Here is a 26,325-nt window from a genome sequence, read left to right as displayed (position 1 = left end):
AAGTTAGTACATGATTTTAAAACGCATTCTCCTACCGTTATTTAGTATAGTTTTTGTGATTGGAAGCTTTGCCCAAAAAGCAAGTTTTCCCAAAGGCTACTTTATATTTCCTATTTCTCCTGGGCAAAAAAATACCCTGGCGGGTGTATTGGGTGACTTGCGCGCCAATCACTTCCATGCGGGGATTGACGTCCGTACGCAGCAACGCGAGGGCTTGCAAGTGCTGGCCGCTGCTGATGGGTATATTTCCAAAATCAAAGTCCAAACAACAGGTTATGGCAATGTGATTTTTATCAAACACCCCAACGGCATGACCACCGTCTATGGGCACTTGTTGTCATTTGCCGACCCCATGGGGAGTTATTTGAGGGAAAAACAGTACGAACGCAAAACGTTTGAAATAGAAATCAACCCGTCGCCCGAGCAATTTCCCGTCCAGAAAGGTGAATTAATTGGCTTGTCTGGAAACACGGGCGGGTCGGGAGGCCCACACTTGCACTTTGAAATTCGAGATTCTAAAGATAACTACTTAAATCCTCTGTTTTTTGATTTTGCGGAAGTAGAAGACGATGTGCCGCCGTATTTTAATTCGTTGGCCATTCGTCCGATGTCGTTGAGTAGCCGTGTCAATGGTGAGTTTGAAAGAATCAGCGTTCGTCCTGTTCGCCAAAAAGATGGAAGTTATAGCATTGGCCAAACTGTTAAAGCTTGGGGAGAAATAGGTCTAGAATTGATTGCCTTTGATGCCATGAATGGCGTCAACTTTCGCAATGGGGTCAACTGTGTTGAAATCAAATTGGACGGAAAAGAAGTCTTTGCTTACAATATGACGTCGTTTCCTAGTTGGAGTACCCGCGACTATAACAACGTCATTGATTATGCTACCGAACAACGTAACGGACTTCGTTATTTAAAATGTTATAACCCCGATGGTAACTTGTACGGCCTCCAAAAAACGGATGGTTACCGAGGAAAACTTCAAATTCGGGACACGCTGACGCACGAAGTACAAGTGACACTTTTTGACTCCTACGAAAATTCGTCGATATTACGATTTAAGGTTAAAGGAGAACTTACGGAAGCGCTTATGATGCCTTTAGGCGAGTCGGAACAAGTTCCAACTTTGGCCTATATAAAAACGGATGCGACCGAAAATGTATTAAAAATCAGTGCGTTGGGGTTGTCTCAAACCGTTCCCGCAGAAATTTTCAGTAAACGCGCGCCCCTGCAACTTTCACCCGCCTATAAATCAAACGGGGAGACGGTTTATCTGCTGGATTTACGCGAACATTTGCCCGATTCGATTCGGATTGGGAACAAATTGCTTCGTACTGATTTTCGGCAACGCATTCGCCCCGACCGAATTGAAACGTACAAAGAAGACCGCTTTTCCATTCGTTTTGGCAACAAGAGCATATTTGATACGCTGTATTTGGCGGTTCAATCACGCCCTAATGGACTGATTATTAACGATGTTTATACACCACTTCGAGATGCGATAGGGGTTAATTTTCGACCTGATATTTTGCCCGAAAACCCCGAAAAAACCCACATGTACCGCTTAGATGGCGGACGTATGAGGTTTGTGGGGGGGAAATGGGAAGGAAATTCGATTGATTTTACCACCCGTGAGCTGGGGAGTTTTGGATTGGCAACGGACGAAGCACCGCCTGCGGTTCGGGTGATTCAAGCCAATAAAAAAAGTATTTCGGCCCGAATCTCAGATGGCATGTCGGGTATCGAGCGTTTTGATGCCTACGTCAATGGCGAGTGGGTGTTGATGAATTATGATTACAAACGCAGTTATATTTGGTCTGACAAACTGGTGGATTCTCTCGATTTTGAAGGTACGTTGCGCTTAGAGGTGCGGGATAGAGCGGGGAATGTAGCGGTTGTTGAAAGCGAAATCAAAGAAGCGGTAGTTCGCCCTGCCGTAGCTTCAAAACGCACCAAATCAAAAGCCGTTGCTGGTCGTCGAAAAAAATCGGCTAAAGCTACGGGCAAAGCAAAAAAATCTTCCAAAAAACGCGCTAAGCGATAATTAGGCAGTTAAAAATATGCAACTTTTTTTTCGTCAAGTAGGTACAGGTCAACCACTGGTCATCTTACACGGGCTATTTGGCTCGTGTGACAACTGGCTGACTATTAGCAAGGTAATTGCGGAGCAAGGGTTTTCAGTCTATGCTGTCGATCAGCGAAACCACGGACGTTCACCTCATGCCCCTAGCCATACCTATCCAGAATTAGCGGCGGATTTACACGATTTTTTACAGCAAAACAACATTGAAAATCCGATTTTGGTAGGGCATTCGATGGGTGGAAAAACGGTGATGCAATACGCCATGCTGTATCCTGATACTTTCAGTAAATTGGTGGTGGTTGACATTGCTCCCAAGTCGTACCCCGTTCATCATGCCGAAATCTTAAAAGGGCTAAGTGCCGTTCCGTTGACCGAAATTCAAAACCGCAACGAAGCCGAAGCCATTTTGAGTCAATACGAACCAAGCCCGTCGGTACGCCAATTTTTATTGAAAAACCTGTACCGCAACGAAGAAGGTGTGTTTGCGTGGCGCATCAACTTGCCCGTGATAAAACAATACATCGAGTTGATTGGGGCAGATTTGGAAAACACCCAAACAATACGTACCCCTACGCTTTTTATTCGAGGTGCGGAGTCGAGGTATATCAAAGATGCTGACTTCTGGACTATTCAGACGCTTTTCCCGAATGTCACCCTCGATACCATCGAAAACGCAGGACATTGGGTACAAGCAGAGCAACCAGAGGCATTTGTAAAATCGTTGATGAACTTTGCCAAATGAAGCTATACCTTATTCCAACGCCACTTGCAGATGGAACAACGCAAAGCGTTTTGCCTGCCCACGTACCCGAAGCAGTAAAAGACCTAGAAGTTTTTTTTGCGGAAGAACTCCGCACAGGACGTCGTTTTGTGAGTAGTTTGCGGTTGGGGAAAACCATTGAAAACCTCACTTTTTACGAACTTCAGAAAAATACTCCCGAGGCTGACACTTTAGCCCAATTGAAAGCACTGCTTGCTGAAAACAAAGACGCAGGCGTTATGTCAGAAGCGGGCTGCCCGGGCGTTGCTGATCCAGGAGCTGTAGCTGTTAAATACGCGCACCAATTGGGCATAGAGGTAGTGCCATTAGTTGGGCCTTCGTCGCTATTGTTGGCCTTGATGGCCTCTGGTATGAGCGGACAATCGTTTGTATTTCACGGTTATTTGCCCATCGATCGAGCCCCACGTGGGAAAGCCGTCAAGCAATTGGAGAAAGAGGCGATAGCCAAGAGGCAGACCCAGATTTTTATTGAAACGCCTTATCGGAACAACCAAATGATGAAGGAAATATTGACACAATGCCAGCCCAACACCCGTGTTTGTGTGGCTTGTAACGTAACATCACCAGAAGGGTTTGTCAAAACGTTGACGGTCAAACAGTGGAAAACCCAGATACCAGAGCTTCACAAAAAACCGACCGTTTTTTTGTTGGGAGAGTAGCTGGAAGTGGGAAAGGAAATAAAAAAGGCTGGGTCAACGACCCAGCCTTTTTTATGAAGTAGTAAAATAGAACGAAAAGTCGTTTTTCTATCGGTTCATCGAAATCAAGAATTCTTCGTTGGTACGTGTTCCTTTCATGCGTTCCAATAAGAAATCCATCGCCTCGTTTGGATTCATGTCAGAAAGGTATTTGCGCAAAATCCACATACGTTGGAGGGTTTCACGGTCGAGAAGCAAATCTTCACGTCGTGTACCTGAGGCGTTCACATCAACTGCTGGATACATACGTTTGTTTGCCAAACGGCGATCTAATTGGAGTTCCATGTTACCCGTACCTTTAAATTCTTCAAAGATTACTTCGTCCATTTTTGAACCCGTATCAATGAGGGCCGTAGCGATGATGGTCAAAGACCCACCATTTTCTACGTTACGGGCAGCACCAAAGAAGCGTTTGGGTTTGTGAAGTGCGTTGGCATCGACCCCACCCGAAAGGATTTTACCCGAAGCAGGCGTAACGGTGTTGTATGCACGGGCCAAACGCGTGATAGAGTCGAGGAGTATCACCACATCGTGGCCACATTCTACCATCCGTTTTGCTTTTTCAAGCACCATGCCTGTTACTTTTACGTGGCGGTCGGCTTGCTCGTCGAAAGTTGAAGAAATCACTTCGGCGCGAACACTGCGCTGCATGTCGGTAACCTCTTCAGGGCGTTCGTCAATGAGTAAAATGATAAGGTAAATCTCAGGGTGATTACGCGTAATTGCGTTGGCAATCTCTTTGAGCAATACCGTTTTACCCGTTTTAGGTTGCGCTACAATCATCCCACGCTGGCCTTTTCCAATGGGGGCAAAAAGGTCAAGAATACGCGTAGAATAGTTGTCAGGTTTGCCACTGAGTTTAATGTGTTCTTGGGGGAACAGCGGCGTAAGATATTCAAAAGGAATACGGTCACGGATTTCTTCGGTAGTTTTACCGTTGACGGTTTCTACGCGAAGCAGGGCAAAGTATTTTTCTCCTTCTTTGGGCGGGCGTACTGAGCCACGTATGGTATCGCCCGTTTTTAATCCAAAGAGTTTTATTTGAGACGGCGATACATAAATATCGTCGGGACTAGCTAAATAATTATAATCGGCAGAACGTAAGAAGCCGTACCCACCATCTGACATGATTTCGAGTACCCCTTCGTTGATGATAAGTCCATCAAATTCCTTTACGTAGTTGTTGTACTGCCGTTTGATTTTACTCTGGAACTCATCGGGTCGATAGTCACGCGAGCGTTCTTCCGTCTTAGCGGGAAGTGGTTCGGCTTCTACCTCTGCTGGTGCTTCTGCTTCAAAATTTTCCGTAATAAATGAGGTATCGAAAAAGTCTTCCTCAGGAAGCTCGATTTTTATATCAGCAAATTCTTCCTCAACTGCTGGTTGCTCACTCGCTGGCTGTATGGGTGCCTCGGTGGGTGCTGCAGTGGGTTCGGGAGTAGGTTCATCAAAAAAACGAGGGGCGGCATCCTGAGGTGAATTTTCAGGGAATGGTTTCTCGTTTTTATGAATACGTTGACGCTTACCACGTTTCTCAAACGAATCGTTTGATTTGGGGTGAAAAAAGTCAATCGTACTTTGAGAAACTACTTCAATAGATGCTGAAGAAGCATCTTCTGCGGCGGCATCTTCAGTTGGAGCATCAGGGTCTGACGCAGCAACTTTTCGAGGACGTTTACCTGAAGGTTGTGCAGATTTTGATTTTTCGGCGGGAGTGTCAGAAGTAGAGGACTGTTTTTCTAAAATTTTAGCAATCAGTTCTTTCTTTGAAAACTTAGAAGGGTCTTTGATACCGTTTTTTTCGGCAATTACCCGTAACTCCGCTAGGAGTTTGGGATTTAGATCATCAATGCTGAGCATATAAAAATGAAGGGTAAAGAGAATCTTTACACGGAGAAATGTTTATTATTAGTTATTTAACAACAAGAGGATAAACCAGGAAAAATAGGGATTGATAGCTGGAACTGAACAAGAGAGACGGCTTTTGGGTTAATGTGTATCAGATAAGCCGTAGTATTGTCAGAAAAGTCTCGCAATTATACTTCTTAAACGGGATTCTGTCAAGAAAATTTTGGTATTTGTTATTTTTTTTGGCGCTATTGTGATTTTTTCGCTAAAAAATGACCGCTCATCCTTCTCACAGGTGCGAATTCTTGAAAACTCACTAACTTTGCACCCGCTTTTGCCACAGCAAGAGCAGTTATTAGTTTACCGTTAATCATGAGAATGTTTCCTAACGGCTGAGTACGAATAACGTGTAACAAATAACGTGTCATAAATAACGTATAAACCAAACAAATGGAGAGAAATCAAATCATTGGATTAGCGCTCATCATGATGATGCTAGTAGGGTACCAAATCCTAGCACCACAAACTGAGCCTCCCAAGACGAATCCTGCGACGCAAACCAAGTCTAGTGCCACAGCCGCTGTTGCACCTGCCCCTCGTCAATTGGATTCGGTAGCTGCCAAAGCCATCTACGGCGATTTTGCCAGTGCAGCCATCGGTACCGCAAAAGATATTGTGGTAGAAACCGATGATGTTCGCTTGACTTTTAGCACCAAAGGCGGAAATGTCAAAGAAGTACTATTGAAAAAATTTAAAACCTACACCAATGCTCCTTTGTACCTCATTGATGAGCAAAGTAGTAAGTTTAACCTCGAACTACCTACCAACAAAGGCACAATCAACTTAGCTGACTTGTATTTTACAACAGAAGCAAGCAACCAAGTAATCACCACGGGAAAATCAATAAAACTAGCTTTTCGTTTGCCTTTGGGAGCCAATCAGTATATCGAACAAACCTACACCATTCAGGGAAGTGGGTATTTGATTGACTATGATGTGCAATTGGTTGGATTAGATGGCCTTGTGAAGAATGAGCCGACGCGTCTTGTGTGGCAAGATAAGTTGAAACAGCTAGAGAATGACATGGCCGAAAACCGTAAAGTAGTGACGACAAATTACTACGCTGACGGTGAATTGTCGGACATTGGTCGCGGGCAAAGCGATAATGTAGAAGAGAAAATAGAACAACCTGTATCGTGGTTTGCTCACAAAAACAAATATTTCCTTTCTGCTTTTATTACGAAAGGGTCGAGTTTGAGTAATGCAACCTTAAAATCGTTGGTTAACCAGTCGGACACGACCTACATTAAAACCATGCAAAGCGAAGGAAGCCTTTCGACGGCCGACTTGAAAGCTGGCAAAGGAAATTTCCAGTTTTTCTTTGGGCCAAACGACTACCAAATTGTAAAGAATATTGGTACAGCTACTGACTTTGGTGATAACGTGGACTTGGGGTATGCGTTCTTGAAACCGCTCAACAAGTTCTTCTTTGTGCCTATGTTTAGCTTTTTGGAGAAGTTTTTCTCTAATTATGGAGTGCTGATTGTAGTGTTGGTGTTGATTGTTAAGCTGTTGATGACCCCGCTCGTATATAAGTCGTATGTAAGCATGGCTAAAATGCGGATGTTGGCGCCAGAATTGGCTATTATCAAAGAAAAAGTAGGCGATGACGCGGCTAAAATGCAGCAAGAACAAATGAAGTTGTACCAACAAGTAGGCGTGAGTCCGTTGAGTGGCTGTATTCCTGTGTTGGCGACAATGCCTATTTTGATGTCGTTGTTCTTCTTGTTTCCTAACTTGATTGAACTTCGTCAGCAGTCGTTTTTGTGGGCAAGTGACCTATCTACCTACGATGCACCTATCAAATTGCCGTTTGCGATTCCATTCTACGGTGCTCACGTAAGTATTTTTACGTTGGCGATGACTGTTTCTCAGTTGGTATATGCGTGGTACAACAACCAGATAACGCCTGCGCAAGTGCAGCAGCCTGGAATGCCTGATATGCGTATGCTGACGTATTTTATGCCTGTAATGTTTATGTTTGTGATGAACTCGTTCCCTGCGGGTTTGAGTTTTTACTACTTGGTATCGAACGTAGTGACTATTTTACAACAGCAGGTGATTCGTCGTTTTGTGAATGATGATAAAATTCGTTCGATTTTGGAAGAAAACCGCCGCAAAATCGCGTCAGGTGAGAAGAAAAAATCGAAGTTCTCCGATATGCTTGAGCGCTCGATGAAAGCGGCTGATGAAGCCAAAAAACAAGCAGACGAAGCGAAAAAGCAAGTCGAAGCAAAACGTGCACAAGCAAAGAAAAAATAACTAGGAAGGATGTGTCGGGGTGTGAGCACCCCGACACATCCGCTAATAACAAAAAAGGGCAGCCACGAGCTGCCCTTTTTTGTTATCTATCTGTCAATTTATGCCATTGCAGGGTCGCTCACAGAGTCTTTGCCCGTTTCGATGTGGCCCGCAAAACGTTGCTCAAAACCATCTGCGCCTTCTACGCGGATGCTGACATCGTACCAGCCGTGGCTTTTCTTGAGGTCGAGCACGAGCGATGCTTGCCCATTTTTAGCCTCAACAACCACCGTTTTGGGGGCGTTTTTGTAAGCATTGTCCGTAACGACTACGCGCAGTCGTTTTTGAGACTCGGCATTACGGAACTGCAAGGTTAAATTGCCCGAAAGTTGATTTTTAGAACTCTTCGATGCTTCATATACTCCTTTTACATTCAACTGTGGGCTATTGGCTTGTCCTTTAAATTCGCGGAAAAACCCGTTAGGGCCATACACACAAAGATGATAGGCATCGTTTTCAAAACTGGAAAGTGGCCAAGATGGCGTTAGAGAATCACCTGAACTTACGGCGTATGACCAAGCTTTTAAGTCTTCAAAAGGAGCATTTTCGTTTGTGCGGTATTTGTGCGGGGCATAAACGTGAAATGGTGAACCCGCTGATTTTGCCCCAAACACACGATTTTGGGCACTTAGCTCAACAGACACCGATTTCTTGTCGGCACTGAGTACCGCATCGGCGTAAAGTTCATACGGAATGGCGGCCGAGGGGCGCGTACCTTCTTCTTGTTTTGGCATCCATGAAGTAGCGGCAGGGTTTTGGTTGGCTGCAGCAATTTCTTCTGATGAAAGGGCCTTAAAGTTAGAAGGTGGATTTTTGAACTTGGCGTTGTGTACGAGTTGATAAAAACTGTCTTTTTTAACAGATTCAGGCAAAGGAATTTCTTCTCCACTATATGGGCGAAAGACCGAAGTTAAATCTCCACATACCGTACGTCGCCATGCGCTGATGTTGGTTTCTTTGATGTCTTTTTTGGTTTTATGGCTCAAGAAGTGCTCCATAAACTGCAACACAGAGGTGTGGTCAAACACTTGCGAATTGACAAAACCACCACGGCTCCAAGGGGAGGCAATTAGCATCGGAACGCGGTAGCCCAGCCCAATGGCGCCGTCGCGGCCAGGGTTTTGCGCACTGTATTCTTTGCGTTTACGTTCTTGATCCATGGTCACGTGTTCAACACTCGGGTCGATGCCTTTGGAAACCAAACCGTCGCTCAAGTCAGGTTTGGGGGCTACGAAAGGAGGAATGTGGTCGAAATAACCGTCGTTTTCATCATACGTAACAATGAAAATGGTTTTTTTCCAAACCTCAGGGTTTTTGGTTAAAATATCCATTACCTCCGAAATATACCAAGCGCCGTACCAAGGTGCACCTGGGTGGTCGGAGAAGTTTTCGGGGGCAACAATCCACGAAACTGTTGGTAATTTGCCCGTGTTTACATCTTCTCTGAACTGGTGAAGGGTATCACCTTTAGGAACGGACATTTCACGTTCGACGCTGCCATCCTCGTATCGGTGAGTAGTCAATTCGTGATAGTGAGAATCGTTTATGTTGGTCGTAAACGCCTTTTGGTGGAGATTTTTGGCGCGCTGCGAAAGTTTTTCAAAGTTTTCTTTGCTCCAAAGCTCGCGGTCTTTTTTAGCGATTTCTAGTTCATCCTTTTTCTGTTTGAGCGTTTTTTGCGCTGTTTCAGTTTCTTTACCAGATGGAGGAAGCGTTTGCAGTTTTTGTTCTAACGCCGCAATTTCTTTGGGCAATTCAACAACCTGTTTGGCAAGGAATTTTTGATAGCCAGTAGAGAAGCGAACGTTATATTGAGAAAACCACTCAATGGGGTTATCGGTGAAGTTAGCGAGCCACGCATCTTGCTCGCCGTTGAAGCCCATCGAAATACTCAATTCGTTTTGATAAATTCGCCACGAAATGCCATTGTCTTCTAACCGTTCAGGGAAAGTCGTCCAGTGTGCCAAATCGTCATAATCAACATCTGAGTTACGAACATTTGCCTTTGATTCAATACTAGGTTTTTCCCGAATCGTTCCCGACCAAAGATACAGGCGATTGGGGGTAGTTCCTGTCAATGACGAACAGAAATTGTGGTCACAAACCGTGAAGGCATCGGCCATGGCATAATAAAATGGGAGGTCTTCGCGGGTAAAATAGCCCATGGTGAGCGGCATGTGGGCATAGGCTTTATTGCCCGATTTTTTGACGTCAAGCCAGCGGTTGTATTTTCCGTTGTTTCGTGCGTCCACTTGATTTTCCCAAGAGTGAGGGAGTGAGCTCATCCAAGTCACTTTGGTATCTTTAATATCGAGGCGGAAAGGAGCATAAGTTTCACCTTTTGCGTTAGACTGCAACCACACCAAGTTTTTGTTGGGCTGGCGAATAGCGCGAGGATCATTAAACCCCCGAACCCCTCTGAGGGCACCAAGTGCGTGGTCGAATGAGCGGTTTTCTTGCATCAAGACGACAATGTGCTCGGCGTCGAGGTAAGTACTTCCCTGTTGAGGGTTGATTTCTAATGCTTTTTGGATAGATTGAGGTAAGGCACTCCATAGGCTTGCACCGCTAGAGAGTAGAGCGGCTTTTTTGAGAAATTCTCTTCTAGAATCCATATAGAAAAGTTGGTGATGAAAATGGAACAGATAGCAATACTACGACAAAAGTGTACATAAAGGCTAAGGAAAGGCGTTAAGAAATGGTTATTTTCGTTAAAAAAAAGAAATACTTGGCGGTTATGGTATTTTTTGTCGCAGCAGAAACTTAACATAAACATAACTTGAAAATTTTGTTTTAACGGAAAAATAGCTATGTATTTGTAGATTTTTTTATTTGAACCTTTTAAATCAGTAAACCATCAATGAAATCTGAAAAGAAAGCCCAAGCAAGTGCAATTATTGAGAAAATAAGCGCCGCACTTACCGACGAAACAAGCTCAAAAAAAGCGAAAAAAGCTGTGGGCAAAGCAGCTGAGAAATTGGCAAAGAAGCTTGCTAAAATAGCTAAAAAAGAAGAAAAAGAAAAGGCAAAAGAGGCTAAGAAAGCCGAAAAAGGTAACAAAAAAGAAGGGCAAAAATCTTCAAAAAAAGAAAAAGCGAAAGTAGAAGCGCCCGTGAGCGAAACGAAAGACGCAACCGCTGAGTAGTTTTATGAAGTACTTTTTATGATAACAGGAGGTAGCCTTGGGTGCTACCTCCTTATTTGTGTGTTTTTAATTTATTTTAATCACTCTCAACGTTACTTGCTCCATTTCGGTTTGTACGTTTAAGAAATAAAGGCCATTGGGAAGGTTCGTAACTTCCATTTCTTCCTGATGTGTGTTTGATTCAGGCTGAAAAGAATGACTAAAAATTTGTCGGCCCGAGGCATCTCTCAATGTAGTTTGAACTACCTGTCCTTTGCTTTTTTGTACTTTGAGGCGAAGGGTGTTGGTAACGGGGTTGGGCAAAACTGAAGCGAAGTCGCTATTATCAGTTATCCGTTGTTTGTTATCCAAACCATCAGCCTTGCGAGGGCCTGACTCTTCCCTCGCCGCGCCTACTCCGAGGCCATCTCTGGACTGAATTCGGAACCAATATTCTTGGTAAGCCAGTACACTGCCCTGGGCTTGGCGCGTGGCGGGATAAATACTACCCCAGCCTTTTTTATCCCAATACCGTACGCTTAACTTATACAAACCTTTCGGTAAGCCTTCGTCGTATTTGTTTCCTCCGTTGCCATTGTCTGCAAAAAAACCGTAGGCTGGATGGTTTTGTGCGTATAACTCCGCCCAGCCATCACGGTTGGCGTACATAAAGTAGGGGGCGTTGTTTTCGTGGGTATTAAATGAACGGATGGTGCCCATTTCTGGGGTTGCCAACATATCAAACGTTAGCGAACCATTTGTGCCCAATGCGCAAGCATCTACGTTGATTGTCCAATAACGAGGCGCAATTTTATTGGTATACTCAACATAATAAAGCGTTGGATTTTGCTGTGTACTCTGCTCCAATTCAGGGCCGCCGTCGCGGGTGATGAATTGGCTCGACCAAGCAGAACGGTCGTTGGTTTTTACCGCTGATTTGGTTTGGCCGATATTGATTAATGTTACGACAAAAGCATTCCAGTAAATGTCTTTGCGAATGCTCTCAGCACTTTGGCAACCGCCTTCAAAGATACATTTTGCCCAGTAACTTTGCTTGGTGACATTGCTGAATGATACCTCAAAACTTGGCGTTGTGATGCCTGTGTTCCAGAAGGTGGTACTTCCTACAGGGCAATTGGCTGAAATGGTCACTGTGGTACCTGTGCAAACTAATTCTTGAGAAACGGTCACGATGGGAGCTACATGAGTAGGTGTTACCGTAAACGTTACCACGTTACTTTTTTCACTTACGCAGCCATTTTCTGTCTGACAGCGGGCATAGTACGAGGTAGTTTCCAAAGGAACAGTGGTGGGCAGGCTTGGTAAGGCAATGTGGGTAGTGGCATTGTACCAAATTGTTTTCAAACTACCACAAGATGATTGTCCACTGAAACTTGCCGTGGAGTTACAACTTCCTGTTGATGATAATGAGACTGTTGGGGCAGTCGGAATTAAGACCAATTTTAGACGCATCACACCTGACTCAGATTCTATGCACGATGGAAGTGCGTTCGATTTGCGGCAACGCACCCGATAATTATGGTATTGATTGTCCACCAATCCTACGGGCACTCCTGCACTATAATCGCCTCCATCCACCGAATAGAGCATTATTTCATCCGTGGCACAGTTGGCAGCGAAAAGAATCGTTGTATTGACGAAACTACACACTTCTTTCGTTTCGCCCACTGCAACTGTAACCCCATCTACTGCCAATGACGCATTTTGAGGTACCGAAGCTCGGCTATTAATGGTTACTTCAATTGGGCTGGTATAAGTTACTGAACAATTCCCATCGCAAGCTGCTTGGTAGCGGTGAATTTGGTTATTGGATGACTGAGTAACTGGTGGATTGGGGGACCAGCTACTCCAAGCACCGCTGCCTATTTGAACGCGCCAAACGGGGCTTCCTGCTATACAGTTGGTGCTAACCGTCCACTGCAAGCTATTATTTGCTGGATTATTGTCTGTGTCACAGAATGTTGAGGTATTTCCCTCGTTGACGGTCGATTGGAGTACCGTGAGGGATATGCTGGGTTTGGTCAAAACAGAGACCAGAGCCGTTCCGCTTTGGTTTTGGCTACAGCCATGGGCATCGGATACTTTTACCAACGAATAGGTAAGAACGCCAGCCTGATTGGTGGGGGCACTAACTCCTGCTGAATTGCCGTTGGTGGTGGTTATTTGCTGAGTGGCTCCGCTATTGACTTGGTAAGTGAAAGTGTATGGAGCTGAGGTAGTTCCGCCCGTAAAAACGATGGTCGGGCTTGTAGTATTGAGGCAGGCGGTAGTGGTTCCTTGTACAGTAGCGGTAGGCAATGTACGTATTGCTACGCTGCCATTGATGGGTAATGATAGGCATTGTGAAGCATTTTTTACCGTTAAAATAAAGCCAATCGAGGCTCCTGATGCACCACTAGCTAATTGAACTGTAATGGCATCTGGGCTCAAATTTTGATCTGTTACTGCCACAATACCCGTTCCAGAAATGGAGTAGGTAGTAGGTGAAAGTGTTGACGCCGTGTAGGGAATCGTAAATGATAACGCCCCAGGGCAAATCGGTGCAATGGTGCCCAATGTCAAGGTAGGAGGGTTGGGATCCACAAGTGTTTTACTGCTTACATCGGTTTGAGTACAGCCTGCGTTGGTGATGGAGAAGTTGCTGTAAGTCCCTGCTCCTAAGTTAGATAAAACAAAAGCGTTTGTGGCTACTGTGACGATTTGAGGCGACCCTGCTCCCGTATATGTCAAAGTGTATTTTCCATCGGGTAGGTTTTGAGTGGTGAATGCGATGCTGCCATCGGCTCCAGCGCAGGTGCTAGGGTGGGTGATTGTTCCAGCGGTAAGTACTGGCAATGGGTTAACCGTAACCGTAGCATTCCCTGTAAAACTGTTGCCCGAACAATTGGCATCGGTGAGACTGATTACGGTATAAGTTCCCGCAGCGGCTCCTGTGAGTACAAAAGGACTACTAGTAATGTTGGTCACTACTGTTTGCGTGCTTCCATTAGAATAGGTAAGGTTCCAAGGAGCCGTTCCCGTAAGTTGGAAGGTTACATTCGGTAAGGTTTCACCCGCACAAACGGTACCACCATCACTTACAGCTGCGGTTGGTAAGGCAATGATTGAAACGGTGGAGGTGGTATTGGAACAACCACTGGTTGCATCGGTAAAGGTAAACGTGGCGCTCCCACTAGCAAGTGCTAGAATTTGTCCTGCATTGTTGACCTTCGCTTTGGTAGGGGCGTTGCTTACCCACGAGCCTCCTGTAGTGGGGGTAAGTGAAGCCGTACCTTCTACGCATACCGAAGACGGAGCAGTAACGGTAGGGAGTGCTTTGATGGTGACACTTGCCGTGGCAGTAAGCGGTAAGTTACATGCCCCATCATCTACCGAAACTAAGCGGATGGTTTGGGTGCTCGAAATGCTAGGAACCGTTACGGTTCCAGTCCCTCCTGTGAGCGTAACGGTGGCATTGGTGCCGTTGTTAATCGAATACGTCACAATAGCGCCGCTTGAACCCGTGAGGTTGAAGACGGCATTTTGTCCCGCACAAACGGCTGTATTTGCCGCCGAAACGGAGGCAGTTGCTGCACAATTGCTCGTTCCTCTTACTAAAAAATCGTAAGGAGCTTCGTTGCAGTCGTCGTTGGTGATAGTGATGGTAGCCGTTTGTGTCCCTAAAGCAGCGGGAGAGAAGGTAACCGTAAACGTTGTGGTGCTATTGATAGCGAGTGGGCTTATCGTACTAATAGCTCCCACTACAAATAACGGGTTTGAACTCTCGATGTTTGAAATCGTAAGTTGTTTAAAACCTGTGTTTTTGATGGTATAAGTGCGGGTAAGGGTATTGCCAATAAGAACATCCCCAAAGTTGGTATGGTCATCATCCGAAGGCGAGGTGTCACCATCAACAATAGATATAGTGTTTCCAACTACATCAATTTCAGGATAGTATTGCATCGCACCTGACGCCACCCAATTGGAAGTAGTACCCGTTAGGCTAAAATTTTCATTGAGTGTCCCGTTTTTGCTTGGGGAATTGGTTTGGTTATCGATGAGGGTAGTAATACTGGAATTAGTACCACCCGCAGTACCTTGATTGAAATTATAATAGGCCACCAATCCCGCTTCATTACCTGCCAGTTCGGTGTGCATGGTGTTCTTTAATTCGGATTGTGTACGTTGCACATTCCAAATTCGCAATTCATCCATAGTTCCGTTCCAGAAGTATTCACCAGACCGTGCTCCCAAGATGAGGTTGGTCGAAACTTCAGGCCAATAGCCTGTGTAGCTTGGCGTTGGGGTGGGTTGCCCGTCTATAAAAGCATAGAGCGTATTTGTGGCACCGTTGTAGGTAAACGCATAGTGGTGCCAGCAATCTTCGATGGGATAACCCGTGTCAAATATGTTGTTCCCATACACATTCATCTTAAGGATAGGTCCCCAAGTAACGCTTAATTCTGCGTTATTAAAGTTAATAGGAAAGGCAAACCCTGGCGCTCCTTTCGCCCAAAACTCAAGGGTAGTATTGTTAGTGCCAAACAAAGGAGTGGGGAGATTTGCGTTAATTTGGTCGTTGGCCCCGTCGAAGTTCAACGCATTGGCACCAATCGTGCTACTGGAAGCTGTTACGACAAAATCATAAACACTTTCGTTGCAGTCGTCGTTGGTAATAGTAATAACTGAGGATTGTGAGGTCGTACTTGTGGGGATAAATGTAACGGTAAATGTTGCCGAGCTATTGGCAGAAATAGGGCTTGCTGAACTTAGGCTGCCAACGATAAATTTAGAATTACTGCTGGTAATACTGCTAACCGTTAAGTTGGCATTTCCTGTGTTTTGGATGGTGAATGTTTTGGTGATGGCACCGCCCGCTGCATTTTCAAAGTCTGTATCATTGGTAGTAGAAGAAGAGATGCTACCATCGCCAATGTCCTGTGTCTTGCCCTGTACGTTTATTTCTGGGATCAGAACGGGGCTACAGTTACTACCTGTGGTTACGCCTCCTGTTTCAATAAAATTGGATGTACTACTCGTAAGCCCAAAGTTAGACAGCGTACCGTTGTTGGCTCCTCCAATGAGGGTGGCATCATCGGTAAGTGTCGTAATAGTAGTGTTATCAACACCCGCAAATCCTTGATTACACTTAAAATAAAGCTGTAAATTGGCAGTGGTAGGAGCTACTTCACAGTTTTTCAACATCGTAATTTCATCCACACATAGCGCGCGATTCCAGATGCGGATGTCATCCAAACTCCCTTTGAAGTTGGTTGAACCATTGCTATAAATAGAACTTCTGCCTAAGTAGCCCGTGGTACCAAAGTTGGCATCTCCTGTCATCGTAAGCGAACCAACCAAAGTTCCGTTAACGTAGCCTTTGAGCGCTTTGCCAGTTCCTTCCCAAGTCATGGCTACATGTACCCAGGTATCGAGACTGGTAAATGGAACTGAGAATTGATTGCCTGTTCCGCTGGCTCTGAAGAAAAGGTTGCTTCCGTTGTTCCATAGGAAAATGGCGACGGTTTCACCACCAAGTTCTATAAGCACGGGGTTGGATACCGTTTGGGTTGAAGCGGCATTCATCCAAAATGAAATTGTACCTTCTGTAGCGGTCATTCCTGTGGTTGGGAAACTGACGAAATCGTCGGTACCATCAAAATTAAGCGCGGCTGCTGGGCTAACTCCATTGCCTGAAATAGCAAAGTCGTAGGTAGTTTCGTCGCAGTCGTTGTTGGTAATGGTAATGGTTGAGTTTTGAAACCCCGATACTGTAGGATTAAACGTGACAGTAAAGGTAGCCGAGCCATTGGCAGCGACTGAAGTAGGTGCGTTGGTTACTGCAAACGTTGCGTTACTAGACGTAATGTTGGTAATGGTTAAAGCGTCAGTACCCGTATTTTGAATGGTGAAGGTTCGAGCGAAAGAACCATTGACGGCTATATTGCCAAAGCTAGTAGAGTTGTTGCTCGATGGAGTGGTACTGCCATCTAAAATGCTTACCAAAGGAGAGCCGCCCTGTACGTCAATTTCGGGGGCGACGACCGCTGTGCAGTTGGTCCCCGTCGTTACACCGCCAGTAGCTATCCAATTGGAAGTGGTACCAGTAAGGGTAAAACCTGTCAAAGTTCCGTTATTGGCTCCTCCAATCCCCGTTGCTAAATCGGTTAACGTAGTAACGTCACCATTGTTGCTTTCGGTAAATCCTTGATTGAAAGGGTAATATGCTACAAGATTGGCCTCTGTACCCGTCAATTCACAATTACGTTGTTGGTTAATTTGCTCACACGTACGAGCTGTGTTCCAAATACGCAATTCGTCTAACGCTCCCTTAATTGGCAGGCAGCAACCCGAACCAATGCGTAACACATCAAAGCTAGGCGGGGCGTTGTTGCTCTTGGTGTATAATAAAACGCCATTTTTATAAAGATAGCCCGTCCCATTTTTATAAACATACGCAAAATGCTGCCACGTATTGATGACCACTGTGTTAGCGGGGATTTCATTGGGAGTCATTCGACTCGACATATCGGTACCTACGTACACTGAACCAGTAGCAGTTGAATGAAACGTAAAACCATTCCATTGCCCATTGGAGGCACTACCAATCGAGATTTCTTGGTTATAATCGCTTAATGACTCGGGTTTAAGCCAAAACTCGACGGTAAACTGCGAAGGAGAGCTGGGCAGAAGCCCTGATGCAGTGATGAGGTCATTGGAGCCGTCAAAATGAAGGGCGGCTGCTGGATTTGCTCCATTGCCATTGACCACAAAATCGTACGTGGCTTCGTCGCAGTCGTTGTTGGTGAGGGTAATGGTGGCACTTTGTACGCCCAACGCTGTAGGATTAAACGTAATATCAAACGTAGCAGAGCTATTGGCAGCGACCGAAGTCGGCGCGTTGGTTACGGTAAATTTAGCATTTGTAGAGGTAATGGTATTGATGGTCAGCGTCGTATTGCCCGTATTGAGGATGGTAAACGTTCGGGTTAATGAGCTATTTACCAAGGCATTCCCTAGATCAGTCCCATTGGCTCTAATGGGAGTGGTAGCTCCATCGGTGATTGAAACGAGAGGAGTTCCTCCCTGTACATCAATTTCAGGAGCGATGACTGCCATGCAGCTAGTCCCCGACGTGACCCCGCCCGTAACCGTAAAATTGGACGTGCTCCCAGTAAGCGCAAAATTGCTGAAAGAGCCGTGATTGGCGTTAGCGGTTGCATCCGTCAAGCTTGAAACGCTGCCATTACTACCAGCGGCAACCCCTTGATTAAATTTGTAATACGCAACCAGTCCGCTTTCGCTTCCAGCCAGTTCGCAGTTAAATTGTTGGTTGATTTGGTCGCAGGTTCGAGTTAAGTTCCAAATTCGTATCTCGTCAATTTCGCCACTAAAATACTGAGCAGTAGCAGGGTTTCTGCCGATGTTGAGTGATTGGGTTGTCGTAGGAGGAATAAACGTTTCTTCTTGCGAATACACCTGTGTACCGTTTACATATAGCCTCACCCTTGCTCCATCGTAGGTGGCTGCAATGTGGGTCCAAGTGTTTAAAGAAATAGCATTGGTGGCGGTATGGAAATGCGGGTCGCTTGAGTTAGACCAGAAATAAAACATGAGTTTCCCAGCGGCCAATGATAGTCCGTAGTTGGCAATTACGTCATTGCTTGCCCGTTTATCAATAATTATATTATAAGAACCAAGACTAGTAGGTTTAACCCATGCTTCGAGGGTTAGAGTGGTGCCAAGGTCTAGGGCATTGGCATCGGGAACATTGATGAAGTCATCGGTGCCATCAAAATGAAGTGCTGCTCCTGCCACAAGAGGTGAGTTGTATGACAACGTCACTTGCCCAGCGCTAGGTAAGTTATAGTTGATGTACCAATTGGTTGGCAAATTCACCGTCGTGAACGTACCCGATAGCGACGTTGCATTAATGATGGTAAGTTGATGGCCATTGCTTCCCGTATAACTATTTATGAGTGAGACGTTGAGTGTTCCACTAAGCGTAGCTGTCCCTGTAACGTTGAGCTTGTCGTGCTGCGTACAGGCCGTTGTGCCTCCTAGTTCAATCGTGAGCGTTCCGTTGTTGGTGTACCCGTTTGAATACGTGAGGCAACCTGGGGAGGTGCCAGGCGCGACCGTTCCACCGCTTGGATTGGTAAACAACGTACTCGAAAATGTACCCGTGCCATTGTAGGTGCCGTTGCTGTTAAATGTCCCCGTACCTGTTAGGGTACCTTTGTTGGTAAACGTCGCGGATGCTTGCGTGGTAATTGTACCCGAATTGGTGGCGGTGACAGAAGCACCTACGGTAAAGGTGCCAGAGTTGGTGATTATCCCAGAAGCGGTGTTGCTTATGCTTGCTAATCCACTTCCTTGGGTCATTGAAAAAGTGCCTTCGTTGTTAAACGTACCTGCGTTACTAAAAGGTAATAAGCCGAGGGTCATGGTAGCTCCTGGGCTGTTGGTTATTGTGCCTCCTGATTTGTTGGTGACATTCAGATAGTTAAATGAAAACGTGTTATTGTTAGTAAACGTCCCCGAATTGTCGAGCCCTGCTGACATTGTCCCATTATTGGTGACAGTTTTATTAGCCGCATTGATAAAGCCATTGAATTGAACTGACCCGCCACTATTGTTTACAAACGTGCCATTATTTTGAACATTGATATATTGACTAGCAATCAAAGTTCCCGAATTATTGATTGTACCCGTGTTTGTAAAACCGCCATAGGTAGAGGTACTCGTACCACTGAGATTGAACGTTCCTGAATTGGTAAAACTGCCACTCGGATTTGAGAAGTTTCCCGTTGAGGCGGTAGTCATGGTACCCGCATTGTTTAAAGTACCATTGTTGGCTATTAAAGTACCATCAATGTTAAGCGTTGCTCCCGACTGAATGGTAATGGTTGGCGTGCTGGTCATTGTGAATGTAGTCGAGGCATTGATGGTGAACGAAGTACCCGATGGGAAGGAAATTGACCCGCCCGACATGGTACAATTGGAAGCTATGACAACGGCTTCGCCACTATTGAGGGTTGCTGTGGTAGGAACGACCCCTCCGCTCCAATTGGAAGCGGTTGCCCAGTTGGTGTCAGTGGTTCCGTTGAAGGTATATGTGACCGCTGTACTTCCCAAACCGCCCAAGGCAGCTGTTCCAGAAAGCCGTATTCTATCGATGGTTACACTACCGCTACTGAAAAAATAGCTGTATAGGTTATCCATTGTGGCGAGATTGGACGCCGTGGTAGCGATGGTGACTTTACCTGTGACATTGGTCGAAGCTGAACCGATGGTAGCGGCGTTCATCGCCGTTTGGTTGAGTGTCGTTCCGTCAAAGAAGTTATTGTATTGGGCCAAGGTTAGTATCCAAGCCGAAGTAGAGCCGTTGTCGTACGAAAAAGCATACAGGTAAGTGGTGGAGGTACTCAATGCATTTCCATTGGTCATACCTTGTATCCCCGTCCCCTTTATACCTAAAGCAGCTAAGCCAGATTGACCATCATTGGCGGGCATAAAACCTAAGTAATGATTTTGATTGTTGCTAGAACTAGCTGTACCTAACCCAAGCATCAATACTGAACTTGATGTAGGAGCAGAATTTAGCTTAAATAGAAAGCTGCCCGATATTGGTCCAGAGGCGGCAAACCCCGTGGTGATTCGGCGAGAAGCATTTTGGCCACTAGCGACTGTCATGGCGCCTCCTGGACTTGATAATCCTCCGAAACTTAGCCCCGTGCTGGTGTAAGCATTGGTGCCATTGGCCCAAGCGGTAGCAAAGCCAGTGCCGCCGTCTTTATCCGTAAGGTTTCCTGAGGTTCCACCATACTCGAAGTCTTCGACGATGGTGATTTGGGCAAAAATGGGTTGGGTAAAGACCAACGAGAGACCAAGAAAGAAGCAACAAAAAAAAGAGAAAAAGGAGTTGCTTTTGGTCGAAAAAGAAGGGTAAAGGTTCGTTTTCATACGTTCTACGAAGTGAGCATTATGTACTTCGCAAAACAGCTAAATTCAGTGGGTTATGTGTTAGAACAAATCGGACAGCGGTTGTCCGATTTGTTCTAATGTGTCATTTTTGTCGAAATAACTCACAAAAAAGCATTTTTAACGTCGGGAAAAACTCAAACCAGTACTTCTTCGCATAATTGAAGGTAGTGCTCTAAATCGGGTTTGGCCAAGCCTGTCACTTTGGCGGCTTCGTCCCAGCGACGCATCTGAATGATTAACTCAAAATACGGGTTTTGCTCAAAGGCAGCTGCTTCTTCGGCCGACATGGACCCGCCTTGAAACGCTAATGTTTTTAAGCTCGCTTCGGATAAGCCTGCGAAGTACTTGGGGTTTTTGAAGGTCAGGTACCGTTTTGCATTGACGTGGTTAGCGACCAAAATACACACTTTTTCGGGAAACCCTTGTGCCCGAAGCCACTCCGCAGCTACTTCTTCGTGGTCTTTGCGGCCATATTCTGCCATGAGTTCTTCTTCGAGTTCGGTTGGCATTAAGTGGCCAATATCGTGTAAAAAAGCGGCTACTTGGACCTCCGTGTCAAAGCCTCCTTTTCGGGCTAAATCGGCACCTTGGGCCGCGTGTTCGAGTTGACTTACGTCTTCTCCAAAATATTGGTCGTCGCCTTGTGCTTCAAACAACTGGCGAATGGTGGTGATTGCGGACATTTTTTTTTGAATGAAAATTTGAATTATCTACGCCTTAGCTGATTATCTGTTTTTTTCGTCTGACTGTTGTTCTTCGTCAGACGATAGTCAGACGAAAAAACTATAGTCGGACGAAGTTTTACTCACTTAAAAACCGTTTGAATGGCTTCTCCTACTGGATGTTCACAGGTAAAATGCAACCCAAGTGCTTTGGCGAGCGTTTGAGCGATTTGATTTTGGAATAATACTTCTGCATGTTTCACTTCTCCTTTGGCAGGGGTATCAGGGCCAAGCGCGCCCATCCAGACTTGAAAACAATCGGGGGTTTTGGTCCCGTGGTCTTTCCAGCGAGCTTTAGGTGTATGTCCGCGCCCGTGGTCGGTGGTTAGCAAAATCGTGGTTTTGCCTCTGTATTCGGGTTGTGATTGAAGGTAAGTCCATAAATCAGCGATGAATTTATCGACCAAATTGGCCGTTAGCAAATACTGGTCATATTTTCCCGCGTGGGCAAAGTCATCGGTTTCGTCAAACGACAAGAAAAACACCTTAGGCTTATTTTTTTGAATGTATTCTTTGGCCATGTAGTAAGTTATAAAATCTTGGCGAGTTTCACCCCAAGGACTCGGCAACTTGTCCTGAATATCGTTTAGCAATTGTTCGCTAGGGTTGGGATTCGCGACGGGTTCGTGGCCTGCATTGACGGGGATACCAGTTCGTTTTTCATTGATAATGTGCGGTACCACGTCCCAAGTCGCATAGCTAGCTACCTTGCCTTTGTACTTAGGTTGGTTGTTGATAAACTCAAAAACGGTGGTGTTGGGGTTGTCGATTTTATCATTTGAGTTGATTCGCTCATCGGCAAAGCCACTCAAAATCTCGTTGTATCCTGGGTAGCTAAACCAGTAGGTGTTCGAGATGTTCATTTTACTGCCATTCCAGCGGTTTCCGTAAAGTTGGCCTTGTTTGGCAATGGTACTCCAGAAAAATGGAAAGAGTTTTTGGCGGCGTTCTTCGGGTGTATTGGCCCAAAATTGTTTTATTAATTTGGCCGTATCGCTGGTATAAGTTGGATCAAAAAGGAGGGAGGAATCAGCACCTCCAAACATTTCTTGCCAGCGAAGGCCATCGGTCGTAATTAGAATGACGTTTTCGGTTTGGCGCTGGGCGATGCTTGAAAAAGTAATCAAGAGAGAGCAGATGAAAGATATTATGGTTTTCATTGGTCTAAATGTTAATTTCAAAATGAATTAAGCGTTAGTAATTGGCATTATTTCATCGAATAGTCACTCTAGTGCTTTAATTATAGAGGATTTTGCGCAATATCGCTCAGGGTTCGCATAAATGCTATAATGTCGGCTTTTTCCTGCTTGTTTAGGTTGAGCTTATCAGATGGGAGGGTTTGGTTGGGCAAATCAAGCCCGAATCCTACCGCGCCACCGTGGTCATAAAAGTCTATTACTTCTTCAAGCGTTTTGTAAGCCCCGTTGTGCATATAAGGCGCTGTAAGGTCAATGTTACGCACTGTGGGGGTTTTAAAGGCATATTTTAGGTCGGGTAGCGTAGGATAATTGAATCCTTTGCCCAAATCTGGATCCATTTTTCTAGACCTAGGGGCTGTCATTACACCAATCACTTCCGACTCACTTTTGGTAAATGACGGTGGAACAGTCCCGTTGAAAAGTGGCATAAAGTGACAAATTCCACACTTGGCTTTGCCCATAAAAAGATTGAAGCCACGCTTTTCAGAGCTGCTAAGCATGGCATCTTTACCACGCATATATTGGTCAAAACGGCTATTGAAGGGCATCAGGCTACGTTCATAACTGGCCAGCGCATTCATAACATGCTTAGGCTCAATTTGCTTTAAATCTGGAAACGCGCGCCTAAAAAGGGACATGTACTTAGCATCTTTTTGAAGGGCATTGCAAGCCTCAGGTAGTGAGCCATGCATTTCGTCGCGGTTTTGAATCACATCTTGGGTTTGGACTTCAAGGCTATTGGCGCGTTGGTCATGAAATTGCCGTTGTTGTAAAGCTGCATACAAAATAGTAGGCGCGTTCCGCTCGATGTTGCCCCCACTCAATTTAAGGCTTTTGGATAAACCATCCGTAAATGCTCGCTGTGGCTGATGGCAAGTGGCACAACTGCGTTCATGATTGGAGGAGAGTTGGGTATCATAAAAGAGTACTTTTCCCAACGCTACTTTGGCATCACTACCAAACAAATCGGCGTTGCCTGTGTAGTAGTTAGGGTCAAAAGCATTTTTATCAAATAACGTAGCAACATCGCCTCGCAAAGCTCTCAACTCCGTGAAAGGCATAATTTTAAGCTCTTTCTGTTGGGCAAGTAGCTGGGCTGTTAGTGGGTTGGCGTATTGGGTAATGAAGGCAAGTCGGTCAAAAGAGTCAAAGTTGTAATTTTGGTTCGCAAAAACGATGGCTTCTCCAAATAAATGATTGATGGAGTCAGATTTAGAACTTTTGAACAGATTGGCGTATTGCTGCAACGCCTTTAAACTTACGGCCAGTTCTGGGACGGCGGTTTTGCAAAGCGGCGTATCAAAGCCAGAAATACCAAGTGAGATATTTCTAAAAAGTTGCAAACGTACAGCATCAAATAGGTGCGCTTCCGTAAATTCGGTGGCTTCCCAAAGTTCACGATAACGGCGGAGCTCGGGTTGAAGTTTTTTTATTTCACGGATAAGTTCCGTACGCTTTGTGCTGTCAAACGGAAAAAGATGTTCCTCAATAACCTGCAAGCCGCCTGGCTCAAATGATTTGTTTTCTTCGAGTTCGTATTCTGGCAGCGGTGGGCCGTTTACCAACCGACTCGTGGTAGGAAAGAAATACTCGGTAAAATGCTCAATTTTTTTGTACTGTAGCCTGCTTTTTAAAAATACCGATTGCAACGAATCTTGGTCATTGCTACGCTGTGCGAGTTGGAGCAGCTCTACATTGACGAGGCCCTCAAGGGAGTCTAAATCTTTGATAAACCACGCCTTGGCTTCTTCAACGGGGGTGGAACTTGGCTGTGGGCGGCACGTTATTATCAGAATTGTTGCAAAAAGGCAGGTGCTCAACAATAAAAAGTATTTGTTCATAGGATTGGTGGTAAAAAATCAAAGCCTGCCAACTTTAGAAAAATTGACAGGCTTTTGCTAAAAACAAGTATTATTTCTGGATACCGCGTACAATGACAACTTGCCCGCCTTCAGTGAAAGAACTGGTCAAGTCGGTAGTTTTTGTGGCAGTTGAGCCGTCAACACCTGCATATTTTACATCACGCCAAGTATGTGGGTGGATATTGATGGCAAATGTGTTAGGAATACCAGTCAAATCCGAAACATCATACATGGCACCATATTCCCACGAACTCAACAAGTCACTTTTGACAGTGTTGTATTTGTCATTGAAAGTGGCCTCGGTACGACGGTGGTTCATTTCGAGCATTGGCTTGAGTACCTTGGTAGCAATGTTATATTGCCAAATGCGTCCATCGTGTTTGGTATCCAAATAAAACGAGTCGCCATCTTCTTGGATGTAAACAAAGTTTTGAGTTACGCAAATGTTGTCTGGGTTCACAATTGAGAGGCTGGGTGTTTCGTCACCATCAACAATAAGCTGCAATTTACCCTTCAATGGGTTGCTGGCATCCAACGAAAGTTGGTACACGCGGCCCCACATTGTTTTGCCAGGAATTGGGTCTTTGCGGTTGTTGGCTTGGCCAGTAGCTGTAAAATAAATCTCACGACCAGCAGCAGCCGAGCCTTTACCGTAGTCGATGTCTTCAACGCGTGTAAACTGAATGGCTTTCTTTGTTACTGACTGTGCGGCGATTTGAGCACCAGTTTGTGTTTTAGCGTCATCTACTTCCACAAACTCCACATCATAAGAAGTACCACGTTTCATGTCGGTTTCTACTGCATTTTGGTCAGTACGGCGTAAGAAATAAAGTTTGCCGTTTTGCAAATCGCCTACTGTATTGGCAACATAAGCCAACAACTGACCAGCACCATCGTCTTCGCCAATGATGATGACAGTTTTGCCGCTGTAAGCAGTTTTAGGAAGCGGAACGGCGTTTTCCATGGAAGCTTTTCCTAAAGCAGGCAACACACGGTCTTTGTTTTTCTTGTCGGCAGTACCTGTCACGCTAATGGCGTGTACCATAGACTCAGCACCGCTTTCGCCTGCTGTCAAGAACACTGGCCCAAAACCATGCTCTTCGGGGGTAGCCAAAGTAGCCGAGCATAAACGCCAAGTTCCACCGTCATAATCAACGATGTATTCGCCTTTTACTGGCTTGAAAGTTTTGTCTAAATAAACCCGCGATACCGAACGGTTAAATTCGTGGTTATTGAGCATGATAAAACCTTCGCCCGTCGGGTTTTTGATGATACCCGCGCCATCTGGCTGGCCACCAAAAACAAACTCAGGTGACTGTTCAAGTTTATCGTCAGAAGAAATCAAGGTTGTGATTTCTAAATTCTCAAAACCTGCAAGGGATTTAATAAGAGAGGGGTTGACCGAATGGTTTTTCAACACGACGTCGGTAGGAGGCGTGGTAACGTGGTCATTCATACAGCCCGTCATGAGAGCTGCTGAGGTAAAAGCTGCGAGAGTAGATTTTGTAATTTTCATGTACTTTACTTTATAAGTTTAATTACAGTGTAAAGTACAGGAGCAAACATTACCCTAGTGTGAAATAGAGTTTATGCTTTTTTAAAATTAATTGGTAAAAAAATAGTGTTTTCTTAACCAATATATTCACCAAGTTAGGGAGCGTGT

The 26,325-nt window shown here is 45.2% G+C and carries 12 protein-coding genes; 5 read left to right on the top strand and 7 right to left on the bottom strand.

The genetic code is table 11. From position 1 onward, the window contains the following. The first annotated feature begins 10 nt into the window (after window positions 1-10). The 3 genes from AC23P2_RS20170 to AC23P2_RS20160 are packed head-to-tail and all read left to right on the top strand — an operon-like array spanning window position 11 to window position 3,520. On the top strand, window positions 11-2,041 hold the full coding sequence (locus AC23P2_RS20170; protein WP_487774870.1) for a M23 family metallopeptidase: 2,031 nt from the start codon (window positions 11-13) through the stop codon (window positions 2,039-2,041). Between the two features lie 16 nt (window positions 2,042-2,057). Then, complete coding sequence (locus tag AC23P2_RS20165; RefSeq protein ID WP_028526522.1) at window positions 2,058-2,822, top strand: alpha/beta fold hydrolase; 765 nt, start codon at window positions 2,058-2,060, stop codon at window positions 2,820-2,822. Then, complete coding sequence (locus AC23P2_RS20160) at window positions 2,819-3,520, top strand: SAM-dependent methyltransferase (protein WP_487774869.1); 702 nt, start codon at window positions 2,819-2,821, stop codon at window positions 3,518-3,520. Before AC23P2_RS20165 ends, AC23P2_RS20160 begins: the two co-directional genes overlap by 4 nt. 87 nt (window positions 3,521-3,607) lie before the next feature. On the opposite strand, the gene rho is transcribed toward AC23P2_RS20160, so the two are convergent. Next, window positions 3,608-5,419, bottom strand: a complete 1,812-nt coding sequence (gene rho / locus AC23P2_RS20155) for a transcription termination factor Rho (RefSeq protein WP_487774868.1) — start codon at window positions 5,417-5,419, stop codon at window positions 3,608-3,610. A 438-nt stretch (window positions 5,420-5,857) separates the two neighbouring features. On the opposite strand from rho, the gene yidC reads away from it, so the two are divergent. After that, a complete protein-coding gene (gene yidC / locus AC23P2_RS20150; protein WP_487774867.1) occupies window positions 5,858-7,729 on the top strand; it encodes a membrane protein insertase YidC in 1,872 nt (623 codons plus the stop codon). A 98-nt stretch (window positions 7,730-7,827) separates the two neighbouring features. Here the strand turns inward: yidC and AC23P2_RS20145 are convergent, their stop codons facing one another. Next, entirely contained in the window at window positions 7,828-10,383 is a 2,556-nt protein-coding gene (locus AC23P2_RS20145) for a phosphocholine-specific phospholipase C (protein WP_487774866.1), read from the bottom strand. Window positions 10,384-10,628: 245 nt separating this feature from the next. Here AC23P2_RS20145 and AC23P2_RS20140 point away from each other — a divergent pair, with 245 nt between their 5' ends. Further along, window positions 10,629-10,913: a hypothetical protein gene (locus tag AC23P2_RS20140; protein WP_487774865.1), complete on the top strand. Its 285-nt coding sequence runs from the start codon at window positions 10,629-10,631 to the stop codon at window positions 10,911-10,913. Window positions 10,914-10,979: 66 nt separating this feature from the next. Here the strand turns inward: AC23P2_RS20140 and AC23P2_RS20135 are convergent, their stop codons facing one another. The 5 genes from AC23P2_RS20135 to AC23P2_RS20115 form a co-directional block, all read right to left on the bottom strand. Further along, the gene (locus AC23P2_RS20135) at window positions 10,980-20,858 is read right to left on the bottom strand and encodes a LamG-like jellyroll fold domain-containing protein (protein ID WP_487774864.1); all 9,879 of its coding nucleotides are present in this window, start codon (window positions 20,856-20,858) and stop codon (window positions 10,980-10,982) included. Between the two features lie 155 nt (window positions 20,859-21,013). Then, window positions 21,014-21,562, bottom strand: coding sequence for a phosphonate degradation HD-domain oxygenase (locus AC23P2_RS20130; RefSeq protein ID WP_487774863.1), 549 nt, complete (start codon window positions 21,560-21,562; stop codon window positions 21,014-21,016). 122 nt (window positions 21,563-21,684) lie between these two features. Then, the gene (locus AC23P2_RS20125; protein WP_487774862.1) at window positions 21,685-22,761 is read right to left on the bottom strand and encodes an alkaline phosphatase family protein; all 1,077 of its coding nucleotides are present in this window, start codon (window positions 22,759-22,761) and stop codon (window positions 21,685-21,687) included. 80 nt (window positions 22,762-22,841) lie between these two features. Next, a complete protein-coding gene (locus AC23P2_RS20120; RefSeq protein ID WP_487774861.1) occupies window positions 22,842-24,641 on the bottom strand; it encodes a cytochrome-c peroxidase in 1,800 nt (599 codons plus the stop codon). 70 nt (window positions 24,642-24,711) lie between these two features. After that, a complete protein-coding gene (locus tag AC23P2_RS20115; protein WP_487774860.1) occupies window positions 24,712-26,178 on the bottom strand; it encodes a PhoX family protein in 1,467 nt (488 codons plus the stop codon). Between the last annotated feature and the right edge of the window lie 147 nt (window positions 26,179-26,325).

The organism is Runella sp. R0.1_18, from assembly GCF_057652155.1.
The sequence above is the reverse complement of the archived record's forward strand: the minus strand, read 5'-3'. Positions and strand labels throughout refer to the sequence as shown.